This is a genomic window from Gemmatimonadales bacterium (assembly GCA_041390145.1).
In the GTDB taxonomy this organism is placed as follows: Bacteria; Gemmatimonadota; Gemmatimonadetes; order Gemmatimonadales; family GWC2-71-9; genus SPDF01.
The window spans coordinates 50,823-66,070 of sequence record JAWKQM010000012.1 but is presented as its reverse complement, the minus strand read 5'-3'; the positions used below and the strand labels follow the sequence as shown (position 1 = coordinate 66,070).

The window sequence follows — 15,248 nt, the reverse complement described above, 5'->3', positions numbered from 1 at the left end:
GCATCCTCGGGATTAACGAAGGGGTTGCCCGACCGCCTCTTCAAGCGCGACCACGGCCTTGTGATAACCATAGATGGCGTCGACATACGTTCCATCGGCGCGCTGCACCGCACCCTCGGCGTCCGAGAGTTCCAGCGCGGTGCCCTGGCCGAGCCGGTACCGGTCCTGCGCCAGCCGGAGCTGGTCGGCGGCGGCGGCCTTGTTCTCTTCCGCGACGCCGATCGCCTGGTAGGCGGCTCCGATGGCGAGGTAGCGGCTCGTCACCTGCCTCCGGACGAGCAGGGACTGGGCCCGCACCTCTTCGGTGGCGTCGTCCCGCTGGGCCTTGGCCTGGGAGACGCGGGTCTCACGCTGCAGGCCGTTGAAAATCGGCAGCGAGATGCCGGCGAAGATCTGGAACGGCTGCGTGGTGAAGTTCCACGGGAAGGTGTTGTTGTTGTCGATGATCTGCTGGGACACGATCGGATCGAGCGCCGTGCCTGTGGCGTTCAACCCTGAATAGGCGTAACAGTCGGGGATGATCCCGCCATTCGGCTGGCCGGGAATCCCGCCCGGGCCGTAGGTCAGGCCCTGGATGATCTGGTTCTGGAAGGTGCAGTTGGCCGCCGCGCCGCTCGCGCTGGCGTACGCCTGGTTCACCAGCGACTGATCGTCGGTGTACTCCTGCGTGTAGCCGCTCCAGTTGGCGCTGGCCCGCAGCGACGGGAAATACTCGCTCTTGACGGCGCTCAGGTTGTACCCGCTCGCGTCGGCCGACGCCACGGCAGCCTTGAGGTTTGGATTCACCTCTGACGCCTTGCTGAGCAGGTCGTTGAGCGAGTACGAGGGCTCCGTCACCGGGAAGGAATCGGTCAGGGCGATGGTCTCGAACCCCTCTGGCGCGGTGACGCCCATCAACTGGAAGAGTTCCAGCCGGGCGTCGGCGTTCTGCTGCCTGGCCACCAGCAGGTCCACTTCCGACTGGCCGAGGGTCACCTCGGCCTGCCGGGTGTCGAGCATCGTCGCCTGTCCCACCTGGTAGCGCGCCTTCGCGAGGTCGAGGAACACGCGGTTCCGGGCGACCTGCTGGGTGACCACCTCGATGCGTGCGTTGGTCTGCAGCACGTTCAGGTACGCCGTGTTCACCGCGGCGCGGAGCTGGACGTTGGCCGCCGCAATCTGCTCCTTGGTGGCCCGGAGGTTGGCCCGGGTCTGGCCGGGGGTGTTCAGCACGCGGCCATCGAGCGTCCAATTGAGGTCGATGCTGTAGTTGGAACCGACCGACGCCGACGTCTTGACGACGTTCGTACCGCCGAAGTTGGAGGAGCCGGACCCGGTGTAGTTGAAGCCACCCGAGACACTCGCGCTCGGGATGAAGCTCGCATAGGCGCTCTTCACCGCGAGGTTTGCCGGGCTCTCATTGTTGAGCCACTGGAGGTAGCCGGGATTCTTGGCCAGGGCGGAACTGATGGCGTCCTGGAGCGAAATGCCGGCGGTCGGGGCCGGTTCCAGTGTCGCCGTTGGCGTCGTGGGCTGCTGGGCGAGGGCCAGGCTCGGAACGAAAAGGCCGAGCGCGAGCAACCGCTTCCAATGCGTCATGAAGTAATCCCCAGTGTCGTCAGGCCAGAGAGAAGATCGTGCGCCCCCTACGGAGGGGGCACAGGTTGAGTTTCAGCTTGGGACGAACTGGAGGGAAGATACTACGAAATAACGACTTACGAAGGGGGCGCTACTTCGACTGGCGAATCGCGGTGAGTCCGTCGGAGAGTACGACGCGCATCAGCCGGCCTGAGGCATCAACGGTGAGGGTACCGCCGACCGCTCCGGTAAGATCGATGGTCTTCGGATCGGAGAGGGTGGCCGTGAGCTGCCCGCGGCGGCCCGACCTTGGAAAGAGCACCTGCATGCGCGCGCCCGCCGCCGTGGCCCGTCGGGCCACGACCTGGTACAGGGCGAAGACGCTGTCGTCGAGAATGACGATGCCCGCCGCCCGGGGGTATTCGCGCACGGTCTCCGCCGCCGAGGTCGAATGGCGGATCGTGAGATTGTCCTTGAGCGCCGCGCCGAGGACACGATTCACTCCCGACGGCCTGCGGGTGTCGATCTGGAGGGCGACGACCGCTCCCCCCGGACCCTGCTCAAGCATGGCCTGGATCTGGACCGTCGGAGCGGTGGCGGGGTAGCGGGCGAGTGAGGCCAGCATGCCCCCGCCGCTCGTGTCGGCGGCGGGTTGGAAGGTGAACTCCTCCCGTCCCAGCGGCGTTTCGCCCCGCTGGATGCTGAAGACTCCCCGGTCAGCCTGTTGGGCGCTGAGAACGGACGCGCTGCAGAGGGCGCAGAGCAGCAGGTGCCAGATTCGCATCACGACTCCTGGTGCAGGCAACGGACCGCAATCCGGTCCAGGATGAACTTGTAGAGGCGGGCCCCCTTCTCGGGTGTCGACAGCGAGGGCATCGCGCGAGGTGTATCCACCGCAACTTCCATGCGCACGAGGTGCGGCGCGAGGTGCATCAGGAGTGAGGTGTCGAGTTCCCCGCCGTGGGCCGGCATGCCCGGTTCCTCGAGCAGTGAGCCAAAATCGAGCGAGAAGATGTCCACAACCTGAACCTTTGCATTCTTGACCAGAAGGGTGCTCAGGGCCTCCTGGTGGGCTTCGTGCCCTTCCGCGGTGAGGATGATGAACTCCAACACACCGCTCCCAAGCTCCCACGCCTCCACCAGTTCGTTCATGAGACGATGGAGGGTCTTCCGCCCCAGTGGCGCGCTCCCCGGCAGGGGGCGATGCGGGTCGCGGTTGGCTGCGTACTCGACCGCCGGGGCTCGCACGACCCCAAAGCGCGCGGAGAGGTCGTCCGCGAGCCGCTCAACGAGAATCGTGTCGATCCCGAGCGGGAGGTGGGCGCCGTGCTGCTCGGTGGATCCGACCGGCAGGATCAGCGTCGGCCGGCGGGCGAGGCAGCGCTCCACCTCGGCAGGGAGCATTTCCTTGAGCCGGCAGGGCAAAGTCGAACTCATCCTGCGTATAATACGCGGGTGAACCCCTCCCCGCATCGCTGGTGGCTGCCGTCGGCCGCCCTGACGGTTATCGCCGCCGGGGAATGGCTGCGCACGCCGACGCTCGGGTGGGTGCTCGTGGCATGCCTCAGCGCGGCCCTCGCCCTCTGGGTGCGCCGCCCGTGGAGCGGCTGGCGGACCCGGGTGGTCGGCGCGGCGCTCGCCCTCCTCGCCCTCATCCCGCTGATCACCGAGTGGCGACTCGCGCAACTCGAGACCCACTGGTCAACGATCCAGCAGTCGCGTGTCGACCGGGCCACCGACCGGCTGGCCGGCGACCTCCACGCCGCGTACCTGCTTGCGAACCGCCTCGCGGATGAAGCGAGCGCCGCCCCCTCCAATCTGCAGGCAACCTTCCCGGCGCTCGAACACGCGGTGGGCCACACCGACCTGGAGGCCGGCGTCGCGCTGCTTGACGAAGCCGGCCAGGTCCAGGCATGGGCAGGCTCGCATCGATTGGCCCCACAGGGCGACGGCCGCCCGGTGTCGACCACGGACAACCCGTTCTACCTGGTGCTCGAGGTCACCCGCGAGGCGCCACTCGAGCGGCGAGCCGTGGGCTCCGTCGTGGTCTGGGCCTCCTCGGCGGTCCCGGAACGGGTGCAATCCGTGACGGAGGACTTCCGGGCGCGGACGGGCGTCGGGCTCCGCGTGTATCCGGTCGGCACTGCGCCGGACACGCCTGACGTCTTCGATTATTCGGAACCCACCACCGCCGGCCCCCGCTTGCTCTTCAGCGTGCAGCCGGTGCCGCCGGTCCTCGAGGAGGCCACGGCGGCGGCGCGAGAAAAGGGCGCCCGGGTCACGGCCTGCGTTCTGCTGCTCGCCCTCATCCTCATCGTGGTCGTCTCAGCGACCGCGGTGACACGGTATGCGGTGCTCGCGCTCGGCGTGGGGGTTCTCGCGCGGGCGCCGATCGGCTCCCTCCTGGGCCTCGAGGACTTTTTCTCCCCGATGTCGTTCTACCGCCCCGCGCTCGGGCCGATGGGAAGTTCGGCGGGCTCGCTGGCGATCCTGGCCCTCCTCTGCACGCTCCTCTCCGTGGCGCTCTGGAACCGTCCCCTGCGTCGCCGGTGGTTCTCCCTTCCGGTGGGCATCCTGCTCCTGCTCGTGGCTCCCGTCGTGTTGCGCTACTTCTCGCGCGGCATCACGCCTCCGGCCGCGGGCGTCTCGCTCGGCCTCTGGCTCGGCTGGCAGCTGACGCTTGCCCTGGCCGCCATGGCGCCCGCGGTGATCGCGGCGGCGCTCCTCCGAGGGACGACCGACCGGAGCGGCTCGCCGATGGCGGTCGGGATCGGGATGGCGTTGACGATCGTTGCGGCGGCAGCGGGCCTGTACGTCTGGCAGCCGGGTACCGGCTGGGAGGGGTGGTACATCTTCCTCTGGCTCCCCGGGCTGCTGCTGGTGACGAGGCCGGCCGCGCGGATGGTGACGATCATCGGCATTGCCACGGTGGCGGGCAGTGCGGCCGCGTTGCTGACGTGGGGCGCTATCACAGACAGCCGTCTGGAGGCCGCGCAGCAGGATGCCATGCGCCAGGGCCCGAGCGTGGATCCTGTCGTGGTCCCGCTGCTCGATCGCGCTGGGGCCAGGCTCCGGGAAACGCCGGCGCCGCAAAACGCGTCGCAACTTTACGTTCGGTGGTTGGAGGCGCGGACCGATCTGGCTGGGTATCCAGTCCGGCTTGCGCTCCGGCGGCCGGATGGCACGGTCTCCGCCACCCTCGCGCTCGATTCGCTTGATCTGCCGGAGGATTCGGTGGCGGCCCTGGCGACCGGGCTGCCGCTCGGCGATTCGATGCGGATCTCCACCGTGCGGGGTGTACCGGGGGTCTACCAGGTGCTGACGCTTCGGCTGGCCTCGGAGGACCTGCTGACCGTCTCCATCGGGCCGAAGACCAACTTGCTCGTCCCCGACCGACTCGGCTCGCTCCTCGATCCCACGGCGCTGGCACAGCCGTCGTACCGGATGGCGCTTTCGCCACCGACCCCCGGGCTGACGCCGGATGCACGGCGCCTCCGGTGGCGGCGGGAAGGGTGGTCGGTCCACGGTGAGCGCGCCGTGCAGATGCCTGACGGGGTGCGCGGCGCCCACGCCGACGTTGACTTGCGCGGCCCGTTCCCCTTGCTGGTCCGTGGCGCGCTGGTTGTCGTGCTCGATGCCGTGGTGCTCGCACTGATCTGGCTGCTCGCCGAGGCCATCGCCGGCATGCCACCCGCACTCCCGAGCTGGCAGCGCCTCCGGCGTTCCTTCCGTGTCCGCGTGGCCATCGCCCTCTCGGGGTTCTTCCTCGTTCCAGCCGTCGGCTTTTCGGTCTGGGAGCTTTCACGGCTCAACACCGAGGCAGCCCGGCAACGGGACGACGCCATCACGCAGGTGCTGCGGGACGTCGTGGCGGTCTCGACCGACCCGACCGCCGCCCCGGTGCCGCCGGGGGCGGCGCTCGACCGTCTGGCGGGGCGGTTCCATTCCGACCTCGCCGTGTACCGGGGTGGGGCGCGGATCGCCGCCACCGATTCGGTGCTCGCGGACCTGGCGATCCTGGCGCCGCTGCAGGATGCCGCGGCCTTTCAGGTCATGGCGTTCGACGGCGAAGTCGAATCGGCCGCCGACGAACCGCTGCTCGGTCGCGGCGGCCGGGTGGGCTACCGGGTCGAGCGTCCCGGTCGGGGAGACCAGCTCGTGGTGCTGGCTGCCCCCCGGGGCGCCGAGGTGACCCGTCTCGCCGCAAGCCAGGCCGACCTCGGCTGGCTTCTCCTGCTGGCGACCGTCCTTGGATTGGCCGCCGCCGTGGCCGCGGCCCGCGGGGTTGCCGAGGCACTCGCCCGGCCCGTCGCAGACCTGCGACGCGCGGCGCTCGCCCTCGGTCGGGGCGAACCGCAACCCAGGAGCTCGGCTCCTCCGCCCCTGGAGTTTGAGCCGGTGGTTGCGGCGTTCGCGCGAATGACACAGGACATCCGGCAGAGTCGGATCGCCCTGGAGGAGTCGAGGCGCACCACGGCGGCGGTGCTTGCCACGGTCTCCACCGGGGTCGTCGGCATCGGGCCGGGCGGCGAAGTGATGGTGGCCAACCCGCGCGCCGAGGAGTTGCTCGGTGGCCCCCTCGCGCTGGGGGCGAACTTCAACGCCGCGCTCCGCGGCGAGTGGCCCTCACTGGTGGTGGCGGTGGATGCCTTCCTGGCTCAGCCGGACTCGGCACCCACGGAGGCGGAGCTCGCGGACGGCACGCGAAGGCTCGCCGTGGCCCTGGCTCCGCTCGGCCCCGAAATCGGGGGGGCGGTGCTTGCCGTGAACGACGTGACGGAGTTGTCCCGGGTGGAGCGGGTGCTGGCCTGGGGAGAGATGGCGCGGCAGGTGGCCCACGAGATCAAGAACCCGCTGACGCCGATCCGGCTTGGCATCCAGCACCTGCGCCGGGTCCACCGGGAACGGCCCGAGGCGCTCGGGTCGGCGCTGGACGAGACCTCCGAGCGCATTCTCTCGGAGATCGAGCGACTCGACACCATCGCGCGGGCGTTCAGCCGTTTCGCCGCCCCGTCAGGGCCGACGATCGCCCCGGACCAGATGCGGCTGGCGCCGATCGCCAACGAGGTCGTTCACCTCTACCGGCTGGCCGGGGAGGGAACCGAAGTCCTGCTCGAGTCCGACCCCGCCGCCTGGGGTCGGGCGCATCCAGATGAGGTGAAGGAAGTCCTCGTCAATCTGCTCGAAAACGCCCGGCAGGCCGGTGCCCATCACATCGTGGTCAAGGTACTGCCGCAACGGTTGGAGGTGCACGACGACGGGCGAGGCATTTCGGAGGCGCTGTTGCCGAGGATTTTCGAACCACGATTCTCGACGACGACCAGCGGGTCGGGGTTGGGGCTGGCGATTGTGAAGCGGCTGGTGGAGGGCTGGGGAGGCGCGGTGCAGGTTGAGAGCGAGGAGGGGCGGGGCACGGTCGTCACCGTCGACCTGGCCTGACGGTTTGCTGGGGCGCCGGTTTCGCTTTGCGCGCGCGCGCCGTATGTTGCAGGAATAGCCCAATCCTCGATCGCTCGCCCACGATACCGCACGCATACCGGCGGAGGACTTGTGAAGCACGGTTCCAACTGCTCCCGACGTCACTTCCTCGCCGCCTGCTGCGGCGCCGCCGCTGTCGGCATGGCGGGCCCCCTCTGGGGTGCCTCGCGTCGACGGGGTGGGGACCCCACACATCCGACCCCCCGGCCGGGCATTACGGCTGCGAATGTCCTGCCGGATTCCGAACTGGTGGAGTATCCCTCGTGCCAATCGGCCTTCGAGGCGATTCGCGAGATTCCCCAGATCGTCGACGGGATTCGGTGTCACTGCGGCTGCGCGGACATTCCGGGGTTCTATTCTCTCCTCTCGTGTTACGAGGGGGCCGGCATGGCCCGCATCTGCGAAATCTGCCAGGGACAGGGCCGTCTGGCCGCCCGCCTCCACAAGGCTGGAAAGTCCCTCGATGAGATCCGCGAAGCTGTGGACGCGCGGTACGGTTGACCTGACCCGGGAGGGCGCGATGCGGTGGACCAGGGCTTGGAGCGTCGTGACAATTGCGTTGCTGACAGGTGCGTCGGCGGGAGAGGCACAGGTGCGCGCGAGCGAGCGCGGCGGCACCTTCCAGGTGGTGAACGGCACCAGGATCACGGTCGAATACAGCCGGCCGGTGTTGCGGGGGCGGTCTCCCATGTATGGCGGGCAAATCCCTTGGGGGGAGGTGTGGACGCCGGGGGCCAACTGGGCCACCACCCTCGAGGTTGATCACGACGTCTCCATCGACGGCCATCCCCTGAAGAAGGGAAAGTATTCGGTCTGGATGGAGGTGCAGCCGACCGAATGGACCGTTATTCTCGACCCGCGGGCCAAGCTCTTCCATATCGCCCATCCCAAGCCGGACAGCGCCCAGATCCGCTTCCAGGTTACGCCCACCGACATCGAGGGGCCGGATGTGCTGACCTGGTCGTTCACCTCCTTCTCGCCGACGGGGACGACGCTGGAGATGGCGTGGGCCGGCAAGGCGGTCTCGCTGCACATCACGGTACCGCCGGTCGAGATCCCGCCGCTCGCGGCCGGGGTGGGGGAACGGTATGTCGGGCGGTACAAGATGTGGTGGGTGGCGGAGTCGAATGCGAGCGAGTTGACGGTGACCGCAAAGGAGGGGCGACTGCTCGGGAAGTGGAGCGGGGCTCCGTTCCCGGTCTGGAACAATCTCACCTTCGTCCCGGTGGCCGAGGACTGGTTCGATCTCGGCGCGATGGTGGACGGCAGCCTGTTTGACGTGGTGACCGACGTCGTCTTCGAGTTCACCGTCGTAAACGGGCGGGCGACCGGGTTTGACATCCGCGGGCCGAGCGACAACGTCATCGGGCGCGGCACGAGGATTCCCTAGTGCGTGCCGTAGGGGCGAGCGATCCGGGCCGCCACACCGTGGGGGTGTTGATGACCAAGTGCTGCAGATGGCCGCTGCTGGTGAGTTCCCTCCTGGTGATGGGGGCTCCGGTGCAGGCGCAAATTCGGGCCAGCGAAGCCGCGACGATTTCGCAGACGATTGACGGGACCGTGCTCACCCTCGAATACAGCCGACCCCGGACTCGGGGCCGGTCGCCGATTTACGGCGATGAGGTCAAGTGGGGTGAGGTCTGGACCCCCGGCGCCAACTGGGCTACCACGCTCGACGTCTCGAACGATGTCACCATCAACGGGCACGCCGTTCCCAAAGGGAAGTACTCGGTGTGGATGCAGGTTGAGCCAGGGGATTGGACGGTCATCCTCGACCCGAGGGCGAAGCTTTTTCACACGGTACATCCGTCGCCAGACAGCAGCCAGATCCGGTTTGCGGTCACTCCCGACAGCGTGAGCGGCCCCGAGGTACTCACCTGGTCGTTCCCCCGAACCGGTCCGACGGGCATGACGCTCCAGATGGCGTGGGCCGGGCGGTCGGTGCCGCTGGACGTGGTCGTCCCGCCGTCCCACCCGCTCACGCTCGCCGCATCGCTGGCGCCGCAATACACCGGCACGTATGAGTTCCGTTTTGCGCCCCGCCCTGAGCCGCCTCCGGGCGATTCGGCGCCGCCCCCCGACGCTCCGGACGAGGGTCCCCCGATGCCCGAGGCATCGACCTGGACCGTGGTCTATCGTGATGGCATGCTGCTCTCCGACTGGGATCCGCCGATCTTTCCGGAGTGGTCCCACATGGTGTTGATCAAGATCGGCAATGACTGGTTCAACCCGGGCGCGATGGTCGACGACGAGGTGTTCGACGTCGCCAACGACCTGGTCGTCGAGTTTGAGGTGAAGAACGGGACGGCCACCGGCTTTGTGGTACGCGGCGAGGACGACCAGGTGATGGGGTCGGCGGCTCGGATCAAGTAGCACCTGCGCCAATCTGAATGTCTTGTCGGGCGACGCTTCCGTGGTCAGTCACGGTTGTGCCGCCCGTCTCACGATGTGGAGCGTACGTCCCTGGGAGGGATGATGTCGCACGTCCGTATGTGGCTGGTCGCAGCAGTCGGAGTGATGTCGCTCCCCGCGAACGGGTGGTCGCAGGTCCGTGCAAGCGAACCGGCCACCGTGTCGCAGACGGTCGACGGGACGGTGCTCACGGTGGAGTACAGCCGGCCACGCACACGGGGCCGCTCCCCGATCTACGGGAAGGAAGTCCAATGGGGGGAGGTCTGGACCCCGGGCGCCAACTGGGCCACGACGCTTGACGTCTCGAACGACGTCACCATCGAGGGGCACGCGGTCCCGAAGGGGAAGTACTCGGTGTGGATGGAGGTGGAGCAGGGGACCTGGACGGTCATTCTCGACCCGAAGGCGAAGCAGTTCCACACCGCCCACCCGAAACCCGACAGCAGCCAGATTCGATTTCCGGTCACCCCCGACAGCGTGGCGGGGCCGGAGGTCCTGGTCTGGTCGTTCCCCGAGCCGTCGTCGACCGGCACGGTCCTGGAGATGGCTTGGGCCGGGCGGTCGGCCCGGTTGACCATCGCGGTCACCCCGTCGCATCCCCTGACCCTCGACGCGAACCTCGCCCCCCGGTATGTCGGCGACTATGCCGTGCGCTGGATTCCGAGAGACACGGCGGCGGCGCCGGATTCCACTCCTCCTCCGCAGGAGACCTGGAAGGTCTCGTACGACGGAGGCAAGCTGATGCTCGACTGGGAGGTGACGGGCGACAGTGGGGCGCCGTACCACGCGATCCTGGTCAGCATCGGCGACGACGCCTTCTATCCCGGGTTCATCGAGGAGGGCGACATGTTCGACGCCGTACCGAGCCTGGCCACGGAGTTTGCGGTCGCGGACGGGAAGGCCACGGGGTTCGTCATCCGTCGGAAGGACGACACGATCCAGGCGGTCGGGACGCGGGTGCCGTAGCGCCCGCGTCCCTCCGGTGGAGCATCAGGCCTACTGCAGCGCCGTTCGCGGATCGACGGCGGTCGCCTGTCGTGCCGGCACGTAGCTGGCGACGGTGGCGACGACGGCGGTAAACAGAACTGCCCCGGCAATTACCCGGAGGTCGAGCGGGCTGACCTGGAAGAGCAGGGCTCGCATCAGCCTCGAGAGAGGCAATGCCACCACAAGCCCGAGGACGACGCCGAACGCCGCGACCGTCAAGCCCTGACGCAGCACGCCCCGGCGAATGGTGCCCCGTTCAGCGCCCAGCGCCATGCGAATACCGAACTCCCTGGTGCGGAGCTTGACGCCATAGGAGAGCACCCCGAACAATCCGAGCGCGGCGAGCGCCAGCGCCACGGCGGCAAAGGTCAGCAGGATGCGCATCGTGAAGAGTCGCTGCGCGGCACCCCGGCCAATGACTTCGTCGAGCGGGCTGGGGCGGAACAGGACCAGCTGTGGGTCCGCGGCGGCGAGCAACTCCCGGATGCGGGGCACCATGGCCGTCGGTGGGCCGTCGGTGGCAACGACCTGGGTCAGGGCCCAGTTGCGGTCTCCCGCGAACTGCCGGTGCGCGTGATACACGAAATTGTCCGCCTCGCCCTCGTTTGTGACCGCCACATTCCCCACCACGCCTATGACCTCATTGTCCCTGCCTCCGCTGTTGAGCCGCTGTCCAACGGCTTCAATGCCGGGGAACAGCCGCTCGGCCAGTTGCTGGCTGATGACCACGCGATCCGGGGCTGACTGGTCGTCGCCCGCGGTGAAGGTCCGCCCGGCGAGCAGCGGGATGCCCATGGCCTTGAAGTAATCGCCGGACACCACGCGGTTCTGCGCGCCTGTTCTTCCACGTTCTCGATCTCCCACCAGGGGCCCCGACAACGCCACGGTCCCCCACTGGTGGTACGCACCGGTGGCCGGGAGCCTGGACACCCCGCCGGCGGCACGGACGCCGGGGAGCGCGGCCACCTGCTCCGCGAACGTATCAAAGAAGCTCGCACGGGCGGTAGAGTCGTATCGTGCGTCAGGCAGGTTCAGCTGAAAGGTCAGGATGTTGTCTGTTGTGATACCGAGGTCGACACGCCCGATCTGCCGAAATGAGGCGAGCAGGAGCCCGGCACCGATCAGAAGGACGAAGGCGAGTGCCACCTGGGAGATGACGAGCCACTCCCGCCCTCGCAGCGACCGTGCGCCGCCGGAATTCGACCGGCTCTGATCCCGCAGGACGTCCCCCGGCTGTGTGCGTGCCGCACGGAGCGCAGGCGCCAGCCCGAACAGGACCGCGCAGCCGCTCGCCAGTGCCAGGGAGAACAGCAACAGCCACGGGTTTAGCGAGAGGGACTCGAGCCGCGGGAGGGTGCCGGCTCCGAGGGCGACGATGGCGGCCATCGCAAGGCGGGCGACGACCAGCCCCGCGAGCGCCCCTGCCAGCGCGAGTGTGAGGCTCTCGATGAAGAGTTGTCGTGCGAGGCGACGACCTCCCGCACCGAGCGCCGACCGCACTGCGAACTCCCGGCCGCGCTCAGAGCCGCGGACGAGCATCAGGTTCGCCAGGTTCACGCAGACCAGCAACAGTACCAGCCCCACCGCGCCGAGCATGATGCCGAGGGCCCGGCTCGACGATCCGACCACGTCTTCCTTCAGCGGGTAGAGCCGCCCCCGTTCCCGCTGGATGGCCGGATAGTCCGCGGCCATCTGGAGCGCAATGCGATCGACGTCTCCCTGAGCGCCAGCCAGCGGGACGCCCGGCCGCAGGCGGCCGATGACCGAGATGTAGTGATTGCCGGCCTGGCCGGGATCGCTGGCGAAACTCAGGTCGAGGGGCACCCAGGCCGCGACGCCGTCGGCGATTGGATCCTTGAAGCCCGCCGGCATGACGCCGATCACCTGATAGGATTTGCCGTTCATCAGCAGGCTGCCGCCGACGGCCGCTGGGTCGCCATGGAACTGATCCAGCCAGAGCTGGTGACTCAGCACAACGAGCGGCGCGGCATCGTTCTCGTCCCCGGCACCAGGCCCGCGTTCGGCCTCGGGCGGGAGGGTCCGCCCGAGGGCGGGGGCCACCCGGAGGACGTCGAAGTAGTTGGCGCTGGTGTAGAGCAGGCGAATCCGGTGGGCATCGGTGCCCGATCCGATATCCGCCCCGCGCTCCGAGTAGGTGAGGAGCGCGGCGAGCGACTCCATCGATTCGAGCTGGTCGCGGTACACACCGAACTGCACTGGTGAGAGAAAATTCTGTGCGTCCGGGGCCTCGACATTCGAGGCATACAGCCGGACGAGCTGCCCCGGGTCCTGGTACGGCAACGGCTGCAGCAGGACCGCGTCCACGGCGCTGAAGACGGCGGTGGTGCCGCCGATGCCGAGCGCCAGGGTCAGGATGACGACTGCGGCAAACCCCTTGTGGTGGGCGAGGGTTCGCAGCGTGAAGGCGATGTCGCCCCGGGTGTCCTCGAGCCAGCGGGTGCCGCGGGCATCGCGCACCTCCTCCTTGGTTCGCTCGACGCCTCCCAGCGCCAGCCGGCTCTGGCGCACCGCCGCCCCATCCTCGAGTCCGGCCCGGCGCCGGTACTCCGCCTCTTCCTCCAGATGAAAGCGCAATTCTTCCGCCAGTTCGCGCTCCTCGCGTCGACGGAACAACAGTGCCCGGATCCGCTCGATCGCATCGGTAATGAAGGTCATGCTCCCTCGATGGCCCATTGGGCGTTCAGGATGCCGTCTATCGCTGCGGAGGCGCGACGCCAGCTGTTCCGTTCCACCTCGAGCTGACGCCGACCGGCCGGGGTCAGCTCGTAATAGCGCGCGCGCCGGCGGTTCTCGGTCATGCGCCACTCGGATCGCACCAGTCCCCGGCGTTTCATCCGGATCAGGGCAGGGTAGAGTGAACCCTGGCTGACCAGGAACACCTCACCCGAGAGCGCCTGGATCCGATGGGCTATGCCCCAGCCGTGCAGGGGTTCGAGCGCGAGCGTCTTCAGCACCAGCATCTCCAGCGTGCCCTGCAGCAGTTCCCCGCCATGATCGGCCATCTGTCCACCTCCTTCAGACAGACTAAAGGTAGGACGGCCCCAGGGCAAGAATGGTTGCAATCGGGATCGGGCCGTGCGTTCGCGTGTTCCGGCTCCCGGCCGCGGTCGAACCATCCCGCTGGGCATGGGCCGGTTCGGTAGCATAGGCGACTCCTTGGAGGTGCTGCTCCCATGCTTGCCCGGATCCGCTCCGCCGCCGTCCTCGGCATCGACGCCTACCTGGTCGAGGTTGAGGTGGACATCACCAATGGTCTTCCTTCCGTCGCCACCGTCGGGCTGCCGCACGGCGCCGTGAAGGAGGGACGGGAGCGGGTCACTGCCGCGCTCGTCAACGCCGGCTTCAGCTTCCCGCTCAAACGGATCACGATCAACCTTGCCCCGGCTGATGTCCGGAAGGACGGCTCGGGGTTTGACCTCCCCATCGCCCTGGGAATCCTGGCGGCGAGCGAACAGCTGACCGCGGTGGCGCTGGCCGAGCACCTCGTGGTCGGGGAGGTGGGGCTGGAAGGAGATCTGCGCCCGGTGCGTGGCGCGCTGTCGATGACGCTCGCGGCGCGCAGGGCCGGGCTCAAGGGAGTGATTCTCCCGGTGGCCAACCTGTCCGAGGCGGCCGTCGTGGAGGGGATCGAGGTGCGGGGCGCCCGCTCGCTGGCGGAAGTCTGCGAGCACCTTGGCTCCGGTCCCTCGCTTTCACCGACACGCATCGACGTCGGAGCGCTGATGTCAGAGCGCGCGGCGGACGTTGTGGACTTTGCCGATGTCCGCGCGCAGGCGGGGGCCAAGCGGGCCCTGGAAGTGGCGGCCGCGGGGGCGCACAACATCCTGCTCGTCGGCCCACCCGGGGCAGGGAAGACGATGCTGGCGCGCCGGCTCCCCTCCATCCTCCCCGGCATGGCGCTCGAGGAAGCGCTGGAGACGACCAAGGTTCACAGCGTCGCCGGGCTCCTCGCGCCCGGGCAGTCACTCTGCGTTGTCCGGCCCTTCCGCAGTCCGCACCACACCATCAGTGACGCCGGCCTGATCGGCGGCGGCTCAACACCCAGGCCGGGCGAGGTGAGCCTGGCGCACGGCGGCGTGCTCTTTCTCGACGAACTGCCTGAGTTCCGCACCAACGTGCTGGAGGTCCTGCGGCAACCGCTGGAAGACGGCGCGGTGACCCTGAGCCGGGCGGCCATCACGCTCAGTTACCCTGCCCGGTTCATGCTCGCCGCCGCGATGAATCCCTGTCCCTGCGGCTATCTTGGCGACCCGGCTCACCGCTGTCGCTGCACCCCGATGCATGTGGAGCGCTACCTCTCCCGGCTCTCCGGCCCGCTCCTCGACCGCATCGACATTCACCTGGAAGTGCCGGCGGTGGCCTACCGGGACCTCGCCTCGTCGACGCCCGAGGAGAGCAGCGCCACGGTGCGGGCCCGCGTGGAGGGTGCCCGCCAGCGCCAGCGGCACCGCTTTGCGGCGCTGCCCGGCCTGTACGCCAACGCGCACATGACCGCAAGGGAAATCCGGCGGTTCTGCCGGTTGACGGAGCCGGTGGAACTTCTCCTCCGCCGGGCGGTGGCACGCCTGGGACTCTCCGCGCGCGCCTACCACCGCATACTCAAGATTGCCCGGACAATCGCCGATCTCGGCGGCGCGGATGACCTCGATACGGCACACGTGGGTGAGGCGATCCAATACCGCACGCTCGACCGTCGGCGGGTCCCTGGGGAGGCATCGGCGGGGGCAGCCTAGGCCAGGGTCCGCGTGACGGCCAACCGTGGTAGTCCTTCAAAACATTGACTTGTAATAGTT

10 protein-coding genes are annotated in these 15,248 nt (G+C 68.5%); 5 read left to right on the top strand and 5 right to left on the bottom strand.

From position 1 onward, the window contains the following. Window positions 1-12: 12 nt before the first annotated feature. The 3 genes from R2910_11285 to R2910_11275 all read right to left on the bottom strand — a co-directional run bounded on the left by R2910_11285 (window position 13) and on the right by R2910_11275 (window position 2,994). Window positions 13-1,578 carry a TolC family protein gene (locus tag R2910_11285; GenBank protein ID MEZ4413558.1) on the bottom strand — a complete coding sequence of 522 codons (1,566 nt, stop codon included), beginning with the start codon at window positions 1,576-1,578 and terminating at the stop codon, window positions 13-15. A gap of 130 nt (window positions 1,579-1,708) precedes the next feature. Continuing rightward, window positions 1,709-2,341, bottom strand: coding sequence for a hypothetical protein (locus R2910_11280; protein MEZ4413557.1), 633 nt, complete (start codon window positions 2,339-2,341; stop codon window positions 1,709-1,711). After that, window positions 2,341-2,994 carry a creatininase family protein gene (locus R2910_11275; protein MEZ4413556.1) on the bottom strand — a complete coding sequence of 218 codons (654 nt, stop codon included), beginning with the start codon at window positions 2,992-2,994 and terminating at the stop codon, window positions 2,341-2,343. The genes R2910_11280 and R2910_11275 overlap by 1 nt, the downstream gene beginning before the upstream one ends. An 18-nt stretch (window positions 2,995-3,012) precedes the next feature. Here R2910_11275 and R2910_11270 point away from each other — a divergent pair, with 18 nt between their 5' ends. The 4 genes from R2910_11270 to R2910_11255 all read left to right on the top strand — a co-directional run bounded on the left by R2910_11270 (window position 3,013) and on the right by R2910_11255 (window position 10,413). Continuing rightward, entirely contained in the window at window positions 3,013-6,996 is a 3,984-nt protein-coding gene (locus R2910_11270) for an ATP-binding protein (protein MEZ4413555.1), read from the top strand. A 502-nt stretch (window positions 6,997-7,498) separates the two neighbouring features. Further along, window positions 7,499-8,425 carry a DUF2911 domain-containing protein gene (locus R2910_11265; protein ID MEZ4413554.1) on the top strand — a complete coding sequence of 309 codons (927 nt, stop codon included), beginning with the start codon at window positions 7,499-7,501 and terminating at the stop codon, window positions 8,423-8,425. Beyond that, window positions 8,425-9,408: a DUF2911 domain-containing protein gene (locus tag R2910_11260; protein ID MEZ4413553.1), complete on the top strand. Its 984-nt coding sequence runs from the start codon at window positions 8,425-8,427 to the stop codon at window positions 9,406-9,408. Before R2910_11265 ends, R2910_11260 begins: the two co-directional genes overlap by 1 nt. A gap of 102 nt (window positions 9,409-9,510) precedes the next feature. Then, window positions 9,511-10,413: a DUF2911 domain-containing protein gene (locus R2910_11255; protein ID MEZ4413552.1), complete on the top strand. Its 903-nt coding sequence runs from the start codon at window positions 9,511-9,513 to the stop codon at window positions 10,411-10,413. Window positions 10,414-10,443: 30 nt separating this feature from the next. Here R2910_11255 and R2910_11250 read toward each other — a convergent pair whose 3' ends face one another. Then, window positions 10,444-13,110, bottom strand: coding sequence for an ABC transporter permease (locus R2910_11250; protein MEZ4413551.1), 2,667 nt, complete (start codon window positions 13,108-13,110; stop codon window positions 10,444-10,446). After that, window positions 13,107-13,457, bottom strand: a complete 351-nt coding sequence (locus R2910_11245) for a PadR family transcriptional regulator (GenBank protein MEZ4413550.1) — start codon at window positions 13,455-13,457, stop codon at window positions 13,107-13,109. Before R2910_11245 ends, R2910_11250 begins: the two co-directional genes overlap by 4 nt. 171 nt (window positions 13,458-13,628) lie before the next feature. On the opposite strand from R2910_11245, the gene R2910_11240 reads away from it, so the two are divergent. Beyond that, window positions 13,629-15,188, top strand: coding sequence for a YifB family Mg chelatase-like AAA ATPase (locus tag R2910_11240; GenBank protein ID MEZ4413549.1), 1,560 nt, complete (start codon window positions 13,629-13,631; stop codon window positions 15,186-15,188). Window positions 15,189-15,248 lie beyond the last annotated feature (60 nt).

Bases quoted from the DNA above. Each gene is read 5' to 3' on its own strand.
- R2910_11275 (MEZ4413556.1), bottom strand. From the start codon at position 2,994: ATGAGTTCGACTTTGCCCTGCCGGCTCAAGGAAATGCTCCCTGCCGAG.
- R2910_11280 (MEZ4413557.1), bottom strand. From the start codon at position 2,341: ATGCGAATCTGGCACCTGCTGCTCTGCGCCCTCTGCAGCGCGTCCGTT.
- R2910_11255 (MEZ4413552.1), top strand. From the start codon at position 9,511: ATGTCGCACGTCCGTATGTGGCTGGTCGCAGCAGTCGGAGTGATGTCG.
- R2910_11285 (MEZ4413558.1), bottom strand. From the start codon at position 1,578: ATGACGCATTGGAAGCGGTTGCTCGCGCTCGGCCTTTTCGTTCCGAGC.
- R2910_11245 (MEZ4413550.1), bottom strand. From the start codon at position 13,457: ATGGCCGATCATGGCGGGGAACTGCTGCAGGGCACGCTGGAGATGCTG.
- R2910_11265 (MEZ4413554.1), top strand. From the start codon at position 7,499: ATGAGATCCGCGAAGCTGTGGACGCGCGGTACGGTTGACCTGACCCGG.
- R2910_11240 (MEZ4413549.1), top strand. From the start codon at position 13,629: ATGCTTGCCCGGATCCGCTCCGCCGCCGTCCTCGGCATCGACGCCTAC.
- R2910_11250 (MEZ4413551.1), bottom strand. From the start codon at position 13,110: ATGACCTTCATTACCGATGCGATCGAGCGGATCCGGGCACTGTTGTTC.